Origin of the sequence: Geothermobacter hydrogeniphilus, from assembly GCF_002093115.1 — a bacterium.
Taxonomy (GTDB): domain Bacteria; phylum Desulfobacterota; class Desulfuromonadia; order Desulfuromonadales; family Geothermobacteraceae; genus Geothermobacter_A; species Geothermobacter_A hydrogeniphilus.
On the sequence record NZ_NAAD01000013.1, the window covers coordinates 18,806 to 32,099 of the forward strand.

12 protein-coding genes are annotated in these 13,294 nt (G+C 58.7%); all 12 read right to left on the reverse strand.

Annotated elements, in window-relative coordinates; translation table 11 throughout:
• Window positions 1-22 precede the first annotated feature (22 nt).
• Genes B5V00_RS10765 through bamA form a run of 12 tightly spaced genes read right to left on the reverse strand, consistent with a single transcriptional unit; the run spans window position 23 to window position 13,276 of the window.
• On the reverse strand, window positions 23-1,135 hold the full coding sequence (locus tag B5V00_RS10765; protein ID WP_085010804.1) for a glycosyltransferase family 4 protein: 1,113 nt from the start codon (window positions 1,133-1,135) through the stop codon (window positions 23-25).
• Entirely contained in the window at window positions 1,135-2,031 is an 897-nt protein-coding gene (locus tag B5V00_RS10770; RefSeq protein WP_085010805.1) for an ELM1/GtrOC1 family putative glycosyltransferase, read from the reverse strand. Before B5V00_RS10770 ends, B5V00_RS10765 begins: the two co-directional genes overlap by 1 nt.
• Window positions 2,028-3,290 (reverse strand): tetraacyldisaccharide 4'-kinase, encoded by a 1,263-nt coding sequence (gene lpxK / locus B5V00_RS10775; RefSeq protein ID WP_085010806.1) that lies wholly within the window; start codon window positions 3,288-3,290, stop codon window positions 2,028-2,030. The genes B5V00_RS10770 and lpxK overlap by 4 nt, the downstream gene beginning before the upstream one ends.
• A complete protein-coding gene (locus tag B5V00_RS10780) occupies window positions 3,287-4,582 on the reverse strand; it encodes a 3-deoxy-D-manno-octulosonic acid transferase (protein ID WP_172399714.1) in 1,296 nt (431 codons plus the stop codon). The genes lpxK and B5V00_RS10780 overlap by 4 nt, the downstream gene beginning before the upstream one ends.
• Window positions 4,563-5,255: a lysophospholipid acyltransferase family protein gene (locus B5V00_RS10785; RefSeq protein WP_085010808.1), complete on the reverse strand. Its 693-nt coding sequence runs from the start codon at window positions 5,253-5,255 to the stop codon at window positions 4,563-4,565. Before B5V00_RS10785 ends, B5V00_RS10780 begins: the two co-directional genes overlap by 20 nt.
• On the reverse strand, window positions 5,239-7,008 hold the full coding sequence (gene msbA / locus B5V00_RS10790) for a lipid A export permease/ATP-binding protein MsbA (RefSeq protein ID WP_281249692.1): 1,770 nt from the start codon (window positions 7,006-7,008) through the stop codon (window positions 5,239-5,241). The genes B5V00_RS10785 and msbA overlap by 17 nt, the downstream gene beginning before the upstream one ends.
• Window positions 7,009-7,010: 2 nt before the next feature.
• Window positions 7,011-8,168, reverse strand: coding sequence for a lipid-A-disaccharide synthase (lpxB, locus tag B5V00_RS10795; RefSeq protein WP_139800743.1), 1,158 nt, complete (start codon window positions 8,166-8,168; stop codon window positions 7,011-7,013).
• 19 nt (window positions 8,169-8,187) lie between these two features.
• A complete protein-coding gene (lpxA, locus tag B5V00_RS10800; RefSeq protein WP_085010811.1) occupies window positions 8,188-8,958 on the reverse strand; it encodes an acyl-ACP--UDP-N-acetylglucosamine O-acyltransferase in 771 nt (256 codons plus the stop codon).
• A 4-nt stretch (window positions 8,959-8,962) separates the two neighbouring features.
• Window positions 8,963-9,403 (reverse strand): 3-hydroxyacyl-ACP dehydratase FabZ, encoded by a 441-nt coding sequence (gene fabZ / locus B5V00_RS10805; RefSeq protein WP_085010812.1) that lies wholly within the window; start codon window positions 9,401-9,403, stop codon window positions 8,963-8,965.
• Window positions 9,404-9,406: 3 nt separating this feature from the next.
• Complete coding sequence (lpxD, locus tag B5V00_RS10810) at window positions 9,407-10,438, reverse strand: UDP-3-O-(3-hydroxymyristoyl)glucosamine N-acyltransferase (protein WP_085010813.1); 1,032 nt, start codon at window positions 10,436-10,438, stop codon at window positions 9,407-9,409.
• A 15-nt stretch (window positions 10,439-10,453) separates the two neighbouring features.
• A complete protein-coding gene (locus B5V00_RS10815; RefSeq protein WP_085010814.1) occupies window positions 10,454-10,975 on the reverse strand; it encodes an OmpH/Skp family outer membrane protein in 522 nt (173 codons plus the stop codon).
• Window positions 10,976-11,002: 27 nt separating this feature from the next.
• The gene (bamA, locus tag B5V00_RS10820) at window positions 11,003-13,276 is read right to left on the reverse strand and encodes an outer membrane protein assembly factor BamA (RefSeq protein WP_085010815.1); all 2,274 of its coding nucleotides are present in this window, start codon (window positions 13,274-13,276) and stop codon (window positions 11,003-11,005) included.
• Window positions 13,277-13,294 lie beyond the last annotated feature (18 nt).

The following is a 13,294-nucleotide window of genomic DNA, read 5'->3' on the forward strand; positions in this document are numbered from 1 at the left end:
TGATAAAAAATCATTCACCCGTTCAGCAGATCCCGTTCTCCCGTCTCACCGATAACTCGTTATAAACAGAGACCGTTTTTTCAACCATCAGGTCAAGGTTGAAATTCGTCGCAACATACTGCCGCAGATCCCGGAAAGTCTGCCCGCGGGCCGCCTGGATCCGCTGACCGAGTTCGTCACAGTCTCCGGGAGCAAAAAGAAAACCGGTCCTGCCGTCCAGAACGATATCCAGCACGCCCCCATGAGCCGTCGCGATCACCGGCACCTCCATGGCCAGAGCTTCAGCCGCGGCCCGGCCGAAACTTTCCGGCTTCTTTGAAGAGGAAACCACGACATCACTCAAGGCATAGATTTCCGCGATCTTTTTCTGACTGCCGGTGAACAGCAGGTGTCCCGCCAATTGCTGATCTCCGGCCCGTCGCTTGAGGACTTCGAGGTAGGTCCGTTTATCCTCACGGACACCGCCGACAATCAAACCGAGGATATCAGGCATGCCCCTCCGCAGTCCGGCAATGGCGTCGATGAAAGTTTCAAAATCCTTCAGCTGGGTTATCCGCCCGACAGAGGTGACAACCCATCGGCCTTCGAGCCCGTGGTCGGCCCGGAAACGGGCCATGAACTCCCGGTCAAGATTATCGGGATCGAAAGCCTCCAGGTCCACCCCGCGCGGAATCACCACCAGTTTTTCATCGAGCACGCCATAGTGCTGTTTGACGTAATCCCTGATCGCCCCGCTGACGCAGATCACCCTGTCGCCGTAAGTCATCACCCGGCTGTAGGCATTGACGCTGTTGAAACCATGCACGGTGGTGACGAAGGGGACCCGCAAGGAACGATTGGCCAGACAGCAGAGCCAGGCCGGAACCCGGCTGCGGGCATGCAGGATATCGGGTTGCAGCTCCATCAGCAGGCGGCGCAGCCGACGGATGCGCGCCGGCGCCGTCAGGGGGTTCTTGCTGCAGACATCCAGTCGGCAATGACGTCCGCCGTCCTGCTCGATGACCTCAGCCAGGCGGCCGCCGTTGCTGATCACGGTGCTGGAAATTCCCCGGGCGACCAGTTCGCGGCTCAGCTCGACCGTTCCCCGCTCAACCCCTCCTTCGTTCAGTTCCGGCAGCACCTGCACAACGTGCATCACAACACCCCCTTGAGCAACTGCTGAAGGTCAATCTTGGCACGGCAATGACCGAGGGTACCGTCGAAGAGATGCACCATCCCCTGCTCTTCCAGGTGACTGATCATAGCGGCGATCTTGCTGTCCGGACGGCGATAATCAACCGGCAATATCTCCACGCAACCGTTCCCGAAACTGACCGCTTCGCTGACCATGGAAGTCGAGTCGCCGGTCAGAAAAACATGGTCACTGTAGGCGAGGTAATCGGGGATCGGGTTCTTCGGCGTTCGGGAATAAATCACCCGGTCGGCGAAATCGAACGTTTCCAGCATCCGTTCCACCTCGTCCGGAGTTCGCCGGGAGGTGGTCACCAGCTTGTCCGCCGCGGGAAAAAGAGCAAAGATCTCCTCGACCCGGACCTTCAGCGCCGCCGCGTCCAGGCGGCAATGGCGACTGTTGCCGCCGATAATCAGGGAAATATAACGGCGATCGGGGTCGGGACGGAAAACGCCTCGGGGTGAGACGCGGCAAAGATTGATCGGCAGAGAGACCAGGTTGTCCCTGGACGGAGGGTTGTCATGCTCCTGGGCGAGGATGAGATCGAAATCATAGCGAAACCCCCGCGGCAGCATGATCGCCACCGAACGGGCCCGCAACCGCCGGGCAAGCACCTTGTTGGCGTAATAGGTCTCGGAACCGGCAGAGACAACCAGGTCGTAATGCCTGTCACAGGTCACCGGAGTAAACAGCGAAGAGGAATAGACACCGCAACGGTCAAACAGGTAGCCGAGGCCTTTGGCCAGCCTGCCGCGAGTCCGGACTTCGATCAGGTCATGATCACACCCTGACAGTTCGGCAAAAGCGAGGGACTGGTTGACATGTCCCGGTTTACCGTCGCTGAGAACCAGAGCCTTCATTCGCCGGGTGCAGATCCTCCGGGCAGGGATTGGGCTTCATCGATCAGCATCACCGGAATATCGTCCCGAACCGGGAAGCTGAGCCGGCAATGATCGCAGAGAATCGCGGTCTGATCTTCGTTGCAGTGCACCTCGCCCTTGCATTGCGGGCAGGCGAGAATTTCGAGCAGATCTTTTGAAAGCGGCATGGCCTGACCATCCTTGTTCAGCAATCCTTCGAGCATCCCCTCCAACCGATCCTGCCCCGAAACAAACTCCATGCGCAACGGCACCTGGTAGCAGGGACGGGGCAGATCTGTATCAGCCAGTTTAACACCGTCCTTCTCGGTGGTGAGGAAAAAATCAATATTTTCAGCCAGTCCGGCAACCTGGTCAATCATCGCCGGAGAATAGTCACAATGGTCGGCAAAAACCAGCGTCGCCTCCAGCCGGAACCCCATGTCGCGCAGCTGGTTGAAAAACGATTCCGGGTCGGCGATACCGCAAAAGGCGGCGGCACGCCCCTGTGGGGCATCCCTCGGAACGAGCTCACCATTCAATCCCCGCAACCGGTCACCGAGACAATGTCGGGCACGAACCGCGTCGTCAAGAGTGGCGGGAAGCTTCACTCCGGGATGCCAGCGGGTGAGAATGACCAGATCGGCCCGCTGCCGGGCACTGGCCGGTTCCCGCAGATAACCCGCCGGCAGAACCCGGCCGTTGGCAAACGGCCGCCTGGCGTCCAGCAGCAGCAGGTCGAGATCGCGCTGCAACCGCAGATGCTGAAAACCATCATCGATCAGCAGAAGTTCGGCGCCATGTTCCCGGACCGCGCACTCGGCGCAACCGACCCGGTCACTGCCAACCACGACCACCGCCTGCGGATGACGCGAGGCCAGCAGCCAGGGCTCGTCTCCCGCCTCGGTCGCCGAGACCAGGGGCCCGTTGCCGGCACAGACGGTCAACACCCCGTCGTGACGTCTCCCGCCGTAACCACGTGAAATAACAGCGGCACGCACCCCTTTACGCTGTGCCCAGTCCAGCAGCCAGGCGACCATCGGCGTCTTGCCGGTTCCACCTGTCGCCAGGTTGCCCACGGAAACCACCGGCACCGGCGGTCGGTAAGAACGCAACCAGCCCTTGCGGAAGAACCACACCCGCGCCCTGCCGACCCATCCATAGACCAGGGAGGCGGGGAGCAGCAGGGTAAACAGCAGGGCCTCAATCCCCTTCTCCGGCCCCTCGATGGCGAAGCGGCGATACCAGCGGGTAAACTTCATCCCCGCCGCTCCAGCAACACCGAAAGCAGTTCCAGGCTGCGGTCCGTGGCACCGGCATGACGATCAAGCAGTGCTTTTCCCGCCCGCCCCATCCGCTCTCTCTGCTCGGGGTGAGCCAGCATCTCGTTCAGCACCCGCACCAGGTCGGAAAGGTCGTTGACCTGCCGACCGCCGCGGGCGAACAGCACCAGCCGGGAAATTTCCCGGAAATTATTCATGTGCGGACCGAACAGGACGGGTTTCTGCAGCAGCGACGCTTCGAGAATATTATGCCCGCCGACCGGAACCAGGCTGCCACCGACGAAAACGATGTCGGCGAGGTCATAAAACTTCAGCATTTCGCCCAGGGTATCACCGATCAGGATCGTCTCCGCGTCCAGCGGCAGGCCCTCGCACTGGCTGCGCAGCCGGGTCTCCAAGCCGGCCTGGGTGATCATCCCCGCCACCTCCGGGGTTCGCTCGGGATGCCGGGGCACCAGCATCAGGCGGAAACCGGGGTTGCTCTCCAGGCACGCCCGGTAAGCCTGCACCAGCAGTTCTTCCTCGCCGTCATGGGTACTGCCGGCCACCAGCAGAACCTGCTCGGGAACCAGACCGAGCCGGGTTCTGAAAAGATCCGTTTCACCGGTTTCGAAAACCGGCGAGCCCATGTCGAACTTGAGATTCCCGGAAACTCCGATCCGGTCGCGCCCGGCGCCGAGGTCATGAATGCGTTCGGCGTCCAGCTCGGTCTGCATGGCATAGAGCTCAATGCAGTCGAGAATCGGCCGGAGCAGCCGGCGGAAACGCTTGTAACGCGGATAGGAACGATCAGATATCCGGCCGTTGACCAGGGCAACCGGAATGCCCCGACGATGGGCGAGGCGGACAAAATTGGGCCAGATTTCGGTTTCGACCAGCACGATCAGCTCGGGCCTGATCCGACCCAGAACCCGGCGGATAACGACGGAAATATCAAAGGGGAAAAACAGGCAGAGATCTACGCAGTCCAGTTCAGCGGCGATGGAATGGCCGGTTTCAGTGACATTGCTGAGGACGATGGCATGGTCGGGATGAGCCCGGCGCAGGCCTTCCAGCAGGGGGACGGCAGCCCGGGTTTCACCAACCGAGACCGCGTGGACCCAGATGACCTTGCGGCCGTCAAGCGGCGCCAGGTGCCCGGCGGCGTACAAACCGAGCCGATCCCGGATACCGCGCCGGCTTTTGCCATACTTCAAGCCGCGCAGCAGGTAATAGGGGATCAGGCCCAGGCCCGCCAGAATCAGCAGCAGGTCATACAGCAGATACACCACGTTCCTCCAGTCGTGAAACGGCCCGTGCCTCATTCTCCGCCATGGACCGGGCAAGCCGCTCGCAGAAGACTTCGGCCTGCTCGCCCGGTTGATGCCAGATCGGCGGGCCGAAGGAAAAAACCCCGCGGGCGAACGGTGCCGGCAGCAGAAAACGGTCCCAGGAAGAGAAACGATGCCCGCGGCTGGAAACGTAAGCCATCGGGATCACCGGTCGGCCGGAAATCCTGGCCAATTGGGCAACGCCCGGCTTGACCTGGTGGCGGGGGCCACGGGGGCCGTCGGGGGTGAAAACCAGATCAAACGGCTCGCGCATCAGTTTGACCATCTCCCGCAACGCGCGGCTGCCGCCCCGACTGGACGAACCGCGAACCGTTCCCTGGCCGAAAAGCTTCATCGTCCGGGCGATCAATTCGCCGTCCTGCGATGAACTGATCAGGATCCTCGCACCGCCACCATCCGCCACGCCCTTCCTGACATGCTGATAGCCCTTGACCATCAGCAGCAGTTGATCATGCCAGAAAGAAATGATGATACGCTCTCCCCTGGTGAACAGCTCCCGGACATGGTCAACGCCCAGATACTCGGTTCTCTGGCTGGCGTGGATCAGGTTGATGACTCCCCACCCCAGCACCGGAACGCAGGCCGCGGCCAGGCGCTCAGTCCAACGACCCATCAGTATCCTCTTTGAACTGCATGTCATGCAATCGGCGGTACATGCCACCCCGCGCCAGCAGTTCCTCGTGGGTTCCGATTTCGCAGATGGTTCCCTTGTCGAGAACAACGATGCGATCGGCATGTTTCACCGTCGAGAGCCGGTGGGCGATGACGATCGTCGTCCGGTTCTCCACCAGGTTGTTGAGCGCCTCCTGGACAATCGCCTCGCTTTCGGTGTCCAGAGCGCTGGTCGCCTCGTCGAGAATCAGCACCGGCGCATTCTGATAGACGGCACGGGCAATGCTGATCCGTTGCCGCTGACCGCCGGACAGTCTGAGACCACGGTCACCGATTTCAGTCTGGTAGCCGTCAGGAAGCTCTTCGATAAACCCGTCGGCATAGGCCTGGCGGGCGGCTTCCCGCACCCGGTCAAGTGAGCCCTCGGCGCTGCCGTAGCTGATGTTGTTGGCGATGGTGTCGTTGAAGAGAAAAGCCTCCTGGTCGACCATGGCCATATTGCGATGCAGACTCTCGGCGCTGATCTCCCGCAGATCATGACCGTCAAGCCGGATCGATCCTGAATCGGGATCGAAAAACCGCAGCAGCAACCCCATCAGGGTGGTTTTTCCCGAGCCGCTCGGCCCGACCAGGGCGACCATTTCTCCCGGCTTGATCGTGAGCGACAGGTCGCGGATAACCGGTTCCAGGGACGCGGTGTCATAGCTGAAGCAGACATGATCCAGCACCAGTTCACCTCGAACCCGGTCAAGCCGGACGGCGTTTTCCGCGTCGAGGATCTCCGGTTGCGCTTCAAACAGTTCGAACACCCGCTCGGCCGCCCCCATCGCCGACTGGAAGACATTGTTGACCCTGACCAGACGCTTGACCGGTCCATACATCATCAGGATGGCGGCAACGATGGAAAACAGCTGCCCCTGGGTCATTTCTCCGGCCAGCACCCGGTTGAGTCCGTACCAGAGGACTCCGGCGACGCCGAGGGAGGTCAGCAGCTCGGTGACCGGAGACGATGCGGCATCATACTTGATGACCTTGCGCCAGAAATTGTAATAGGAGCGATTCTTGTCGAAGAAGCGTCGTACCTGGTCCTTTTCGGTCCCGAAGGACTTGATCACCTTGATGCCGGAAAAGGCCTGTTCAAGCGCTGTGGTCAGAACCGCGATAGCACCCTGGCTCTTCTTCACGTAAGCCTTGATGCGCCTCGCCAGCAGCGCCGCCGGCAGGGCCGTTGCCGGCAGCGCGGTGAAAGCGATCAGAGCCATTTTCCAGTCGGTATAAAAAGCCAGCCCGACCAGCACCACCAGGGTAAAGCTCTCCCGCAGGATGATCACCAGGACATCGCCGAGAAAAGCCTGCAGCATGCCGATATCATTGAGCACCCGCGACATGATACTGCCGGTCCCGTTGCTGGAATGAAACCGCATCGACAGGGACATCAGGTGCTTGAAAACCTGGTTGCGCAGATCCTGGATCGCCAGTTGCCCGGCGGTCAGGATATAATACTGCTGAACATACCGGGACAACCCCTTGAACGCCGCCAGGCCGATCACAATTAACGGAACCAGCTGAATCAGGTCACGGTCCCCGGCGATGATCAGCTTGTCGATAAACGGCTGAACAAGCTTCGCCATGGCGCCGTCGGTCGACGCCACGCCGAGAGACGCGAGCATGGACAGCAGGATTCTCCTGCGGTAGGGCCACGCGTAAGACCAGACCCGCTTGGAAAGATTCTTTATCTGCCTGGAATCATCCACGATCAATACACCATCTCTTTCAGCAAAACGGCAACCTTCCGGGAGCACCCCGGCTCACCGAGCAGCCTGCGCACCTCGGCCAGATCATTTATCATTTCAGCCCGGCAGGAACCGTCCGACAGCAGCCGTTTAAGCTCGGCGAGCAGATTCTCGACATTCGCCTCGTCCTGAAGATATTCCGCGACAACCTGTCTGCCGGCAACGATGTTCGGCAGGCTTACATAGGGTATTCTGATCAACCGTCGGGCCAGGGCATAGGTCAGGGAGGAGGCCTTGTAGATGACCGTCATCGGGATACCGGCCAGGGCCACCTGCAGGGTGACAGTCCCCGAAACAGACAGGATAGCGGAACAGATTCCGGCAACCGAATAGATATCCTCCCGACAGATCATCAGATCCGGAAAAGCCGGGGTCAATTCTTCCCGCAACAGGTCTTCACTCAGAGACGGTGCCAGTGGAACAACAAACTGCAGTTCGGGACGCTCGTCTTTGAGAGCCCGCGCGGCTTCGACCATGGTCGGCCAGCAGTAGCGGATTTCACTCCGTCGACTGCCGGGCAACAATCCTACGATCGGCCGCTGCGGATCAAACCCGAGTCGTCCACCGAGGTCCACGTCCCGGCGGGCCCCGGAGAACTCGTCCAGCAGGGGATTGCCGACATAGGCAGTACGGATTCCGGCGGCGTTGAACAGCTCTTCCTCAAAAGGAAAGATCACGGCCAGCTGATCGATACACCGGGCCATGGTCTTCATCCGGCCGGGCCGTGAAGCCCAGACCTTGGGAGCGATGTAGTAGAGGACCGGCACCCCGGCCCGCCTGGCGGCACGGGCGAGCTTGAGGTTCATCCCTGGATAATCGACAAGCACCAGCAGGTCGGGACGCACATCGCCTCCCGGCTGCATCATTCGGCAGAGATCGCGATAAACCCTGCGGATGGCCGGCAGACGTCCCAGCACCTCCACAACGCCCATGACCGAAAGCGATTCCATGGGAATCCGGACATCGCACCCCGCAGCCCGCATCCGGTCCCCGCCGACCCCGAAAAAGGATAGCCCGGGAGCAAGCTCCCGGGCTGCCCGGATAAGATTGGCGGCATGCAGATCTCCGGAGGCTTCACCGGCTACAATCAGCACCCGACGGTGCTCTGTCCGTTGCGACATCACCGGAACCGGGACCTGCTCAGCGCGCGATACCGCGCTCACCCCGCTTCAGAAAATCAACCAGGACACTCAGTTCCGGTCCGTCTTCGAGTTCCTCCTCAATACGGCTGATGGCGGCTTCAAGGCGCAGGTCACTGCGAAAAACCAGCTTATACGCCGCCTTGAGAGTTGCCAGCGCCTGATCCGAGAACCCGCGCCGCTTGAGACCGATCAGGTTCAGACCGACAATTTTGGCCCGGTCACCCTGGGCGATAGCGTAGGGGACAATATCCTGGGTGATCATCGATCCGCCACTGATCATGGCATGCGCCCCGACCCTGGTGAACTGGTGGACAGCGGACAGCCCGCCGAAGATGGCAAAGTCCTCGACCAGCACGTGCCCAGCCAGGGTTGCGGCGTTGGCGAGGATCACATGGTTGCCGACCTGACAATCGTGGGCGACATGAGAGTAGGCCATAAACAGGCAGTCATCACCGATCCGGGTCTCTCCGCCACCGTCAGCGGTGCCGCGGTGCAGGGTGGCAAACTCGCGAACACGGTTACGGTCACCGATACGCAGCCAGGAAACTTCCCCGCCGAATTTCAGGTCCTGCGGTTCGGCGCCGACTGAAGCAAACTGGTAGATATGGTTGTCCCGGCCGATTTCCGTATAGTCGTCGATGACCGCGTGGGCACCGATTTTCGTCCCCGAACCGATGCGGACATGTTCCCCGATGACGGCAAAAGGCCCGACCTGAACGTTCTCACCCAGCTCCGCCTGGGGATGGATCTGTGCCGTGGCATGGATCATGATTTCATCCTTCCCGGTCGACAAAGGTCGCCTTCAGTTCCGCTTCGGCAACCACTTTGCCGTCCACCAGCGCCTTGCCGGCAAAAGTATAGATCCCCCTGCGAACACCGACCATCTCCAGCTCAAGACGCAGACTGTCTCCGGGGACCACGGGCCGTCGGAACTTGGCCTTGTCGATACCGACGAAGTAGGTCACTTTATCCTCCCCGACCTCGTCACTGACCACCGCATAGACCCCTCCGACCTGGGCCATGGCTTCAATGATCAACACCCCCGGCATGATCGGGTGGCCCGGGAAATGCCCCTGAAAAAAGGGTTCATTGATGGTGACATTTTTCAGCCCGACAATCCTCTTTCCCGGCTCCACGGAAAGAATCCGGTCCACCAGCAGAAAGGGATAACGATGCGGCAGCATAGCCATAATCTTTTTATAATCGAGAACCATCCTTCAAGACTCCTTCAACAACGCCTTCAGCTCATCAACCTGACGTTTCAGACGCGAAATTTCTTTTTTCATTTCAGGCAGTTTCGGCAGTATCATGGACATCTTCAGCCACTCCCGGTGAGGGATGGCCGGGGCACCGGAAATCACCTGGTCACCCTCGGTATGACTGGTGACTCCGCCACGCCCGGCAACGGTGACGTTGTCACCGATACGAATATGGCCGGCGGTCCCGGACTGGCCGCCGAAGGTGCAGTGTCGACCGATGACGGTACTGCCGGAAACACCGGACTGGGCCGCCATGACGGTATGCGGCCCGAGATCGACATTGTGTCCGATCTGCACCTGGTTGTCGAGCTTGCACCCGGTGCCGATACGGGTTACGCCGAGTGCGGCCCGGTCGACACAGGCGCAGGCCCCGATTTCAACATCGTCTTCGATGACAACGATGCCGACCTGAGGAATTTTCTCATACCGTTCGCCGTCCGGGGCGAAACCGAAACCATCGGAGCCGATCACGGCATTGGGCTGCAGGATGACACGGTTACCGATCCGGCAATCCTCGCGCACCACGCACCCGGCCTGGATCAGGCAATCGTCGCCGATTGTCGCTCCCGGATAAATAACCACATTGGGGTGCAGGACCGTACCACGACCTATCCGTACCCCCCGACCGACATGACAACCGGGATGAATGCTTACATTCTCACCGACTGAAGCTTCAGGGTCGACAAAAGCCCCGGGCATAATGCCGAGCGGGGCCGGGTTCGCGGGCTGCAGGCACTGGAGAACCCGGGCGAAGGCCAGGTAGGGGTTCGGACAGACCAACTGGGCGAGGGGCAGATTCTCCCGCTCCTCGTCCAGTATGACAGCGGAGGCCCTGGTTTCGCCGAGGCGACTGGCGTACCCCGCCCTGGTGACGAAAACGATATCTCCCGGCTCGGCCTCCTCGAAGGTCGTCAGACGGTTGATCTTCAGTTGCGGGTCTCCAACCACCCGACCGCCGACAAGGTCAGCCAGTTCCTGCAGACATGGCATCCGGCTTCTCCCGAGTCACTTCTTCTTGGACTGATTGTAGCGCTTGATCACCTGGTCGGTCAGATCAATTTTCTCATCGGCGTAAACCAGGGAACTCTCATTTTTTTCAAAAATGGCGGTATAGCCCTTTTCAGCGCCAAACTTCTCAACAACCTTGATGATCTCATCGAGAATCTTGCGCGTATAATCATTGTCCTTCATGCGCAACTCATCCCGGACATCCTTGGTAAAACGCTGCAGTTCCTTGAGCTTCTGCTGGTATTCACGCTGTTTTCTGGAACGGGCTTCTTCAGAAAGGAGCAACGCCTGTTTTTCAAGTTCTTCCTTGGCCTTTTTCAAATCCTTCTGCTGCCGGTCAATCTGGACCTCGTACTCCTTCACCTTCTTGGCAATTTTTTCCTTGGCCACCTTGCCGCTGTCAGATTCATTGAGAACTTTCTGCAGGTCGATGTACCCGATCTTTACATCGGCCGCCGCATAGTTCACGCCACCCAGCAGCAACGCAAAAATCGCCAGAACCATCATGATCCGTTTCATAACAATCTCCTTTAAATGAACTTGAAATTAAAAGTACTTGCCCATGGTAAAATCAAACCGGCTTTGCTGTTCGCCATCCATGGGGTCGAGGTTATACCCCCATTCGAGGCGTAACGGTCCCATGGGACTCGTCCAGCGAATTCCGGCACCCGTACTGTAGCGCATACCGGAAAAATAATCTTCGTTGGTATCCCAGGCATTGCCGATGTCAAAAAAGACAACACCTTTGAATTTGACTTCCTTGATCAAGGGGAAAACATATTCAAAGTTGGCAAAAGCTTCCTTGTCGCCACCAATATAATCGTAAGCCCCCGGAATCGGGGTCCCGGTACTGTCCTTCAGCTGGACCCGGGGGCCGACTTCCCGCCAGTCAAACCCCCGGATGCTGGAAAGTCCTCCGAGGAAGAATTTCTCATCGACCGGCAGAGTTTTGTCGCCAATCGCCCCCAGGTAACCAATCTGCCCGTGAATGACAAAATAGGTTTCCCACTTGAAGGGGAAAAAGTGCCGATGCTGCAGAATCAGTTTGGCATACTGCTCACTGCCGCCCCACCCTGCCAGTTCCGAAGAAAATTCAGTCAGATACCCCCGCGTGGGATCTAGTCGGTAATCTGTGCGGTCGCGGGTAATCCTGGTTGAAAGCGAAGAGATGGTGGACCGGCCCAGGGATTCCTTGATTTCAAAAGCGGCGGCGGGATCAACATCGGTGATATCTTTCTGTTCATAGCGATAAATGAACAGGGCACTGTTGTCATCTCCGAACTGGAAGCCGAGCTTGATATCCCCCCCGATCGAGGCCCGGTCATATTCACTGTATTCGTACTTGGTTTTGAACAGGTCGCCTCCCAGCGCGAACCGGGTATCAAGAAAATGAGGGTCCAGCAGCCCGATATTATAGGTCGTGGTCCGCCCGCCGAAGGAGCCGCTGAGATTAAGTTTGAGCGCGAGCCCGAGAAAATTGTCCTGACTGACCGATCCCTGCGCAATCAACCCGTCGATCGAGGAGTAACCGGCTCCGATACTGAAATTTCCGGTCGGACGCTCCTTGACCTGAATATCGATATCCATCAATTGTTCGTTGGCGGTCTTGTTCGTCGAAACCTCGACTTCCTCGAAAAAACCCAGGTTGTTGATGCGTCTCCGGCTGGCTTTTATTTTGGTCGAACTGAAAAGCTCCCCTTCGGCAAGCTGAACCTCACGTCGAATAACCTTGTCACGGGTCTTGGTGTTGCCGGCGATATGAATCCGATTGATACGGACCAGGGGACCTTTTTCGATATCGAACTTGAGATCGACCAGTCTGCGTTCGGTGTCCAGCTGGGTCAGGGGAGCGACATTGACGTAGGCATACCCCTGGTCGGCATAGGCATCATTCAACTTGAGAACATCCCTACGCAGAACATTCCGCTTGAAGATATCACCGGGCTTCGTCTTCAGTTCCGCGAGCAGTTCAGCCTTGGGCTTGATCAGGTCACCGGCAATATCCAGCTTCCCGACCCGGAACTGGTCACCCTCCTCGATCTGAATATAGATATCGACATATTTACGATCTTCGCTGATGAGGATGACCGGTTTCCTGACCTTGACCTGAAGATAACCGATATTGAAATACTGATCCGCAATCAGTTCGAGATCGTTCTGCAGCACATCCTCCAGGAAGGTTCCGCGACCGGTCAGCCAGGAAAGCCACCAGCGTTCCTTGGTTTCCATGATCTTGCGGAGCTTGCTGTCGGGGATCACCTCGTTGCCGTCAAAGAGGATGTTGTCAACCAGTACCTTGTCGCCTTCCTTGATCTTGAAGGTGACAACCGCTTCGGCCCGGTCATTGATCTGCACCTCGGGTTTGATCTCGATGCCGTAGAACCCCTCCTTGAAATACTCCTTCTTCATCGCCTTGACGCTCTCGTCGACCACCCGGGGTTCATAAATGTCAGGGGTCTTCAGAGTCACCAGGCTTTCGAGCTTGGCATCATCGAACTCATCATTGCCCTCGAACAGAACCTTCCGCACCAGCGGGCGTTCCTTGAGGTGATAGACCAGGACCTTGGCGCCGTTCTGATCAATGATCTCGGCACTGATGTCCTCGAACCGACCGAGCTTGTAGATGGCCTGGATATCCCGATCGATCTGTTCACTGGTCACCTTCTGCCCCGGCTTGACGAACAGCAGCGGCAGGATGGCCTCCTTCTCGACTCTCCGGTTCCCATCGACGGTAACATCGTCAACCCGGTAGACCTGGCTCCAAGCCGGAGAGGCAACACATATGAGCAGCGCAACGACGGCGCAAATAAATTTAAACATGGAACCTGGTTCTCCGGA

Bases quoted from the DNA above. Each gene is read 5' to 3' on its own strand.
- lpxK (WP_085010806.1), bottom strand. From the start codon at position 3,290: ATGAAGTTTACCCGCTGGTATCGCCGCTTCGCCATCGAGGGGCCGGAG.
- lpxB (WP_139800743.1), bottom strand. From the start codon at position 8,168: ATGTCGCAACGGACAGAGCACCGTCGGGTGCTGATTGTAGCCGGTGAA.
- lpxD (WP_085010813.1), bottom strand. From the start codon at position 10,438: ATGCCATGTCTGCAGGAACTGGCTGACCTTGTCGGCGGTCGGGTGGTT.
- lpxA (WP_085010811.1), bottom strand. From the start codon at position 8,958: ATGATCCATGCCACGGCACAGATCCATCCCCAGGCGGAGCTGGGTGAG.
- bamA (WP_085010815.1), bottom strand. From the start codon at position 13,276: ATGTTTAAATTTATTTGCGCCGTCGTTGCGCTGCTCATATGTGTTGCC.
- B5V00_RS10770 (WP_085010805.1), bottom strand. From the start codon at position 2,031: ATGAAGGCTCTGGTTCTCAGCGACGGTAAACCGGGACATGTCAACCAG.
- B5V00_RS10765 (WP_085010804.1), bottom strand. From the start codon at position 1,135: ATGCACGTTGTGCAGGTGCTGCCGGAACTGAACGAAGGAGGGGTTGAG.
- B5V00_RS10785 (WP_085010808.1), bottom strand. From the start codon at position 5,255: ATGGGTCGTTGGACTGAGCGCCTGGCCGCGGCCTGCGTTCCGGTGCTG.
- B5V00_RS10815 (WP_085010814.1), bottom strand. From the start codon at position 10,975: ATGAAACGGATCATGATGGTTCTGGCGATTTTTGCGTTGCTGCTGGGT.
- fabZ (WP_085010812.1), bottom strand. From the start codon at position 9,403: ATGGTTCTCGATTATAAAAAGATTATGGCTATGCTGCCGCATCGTTAT.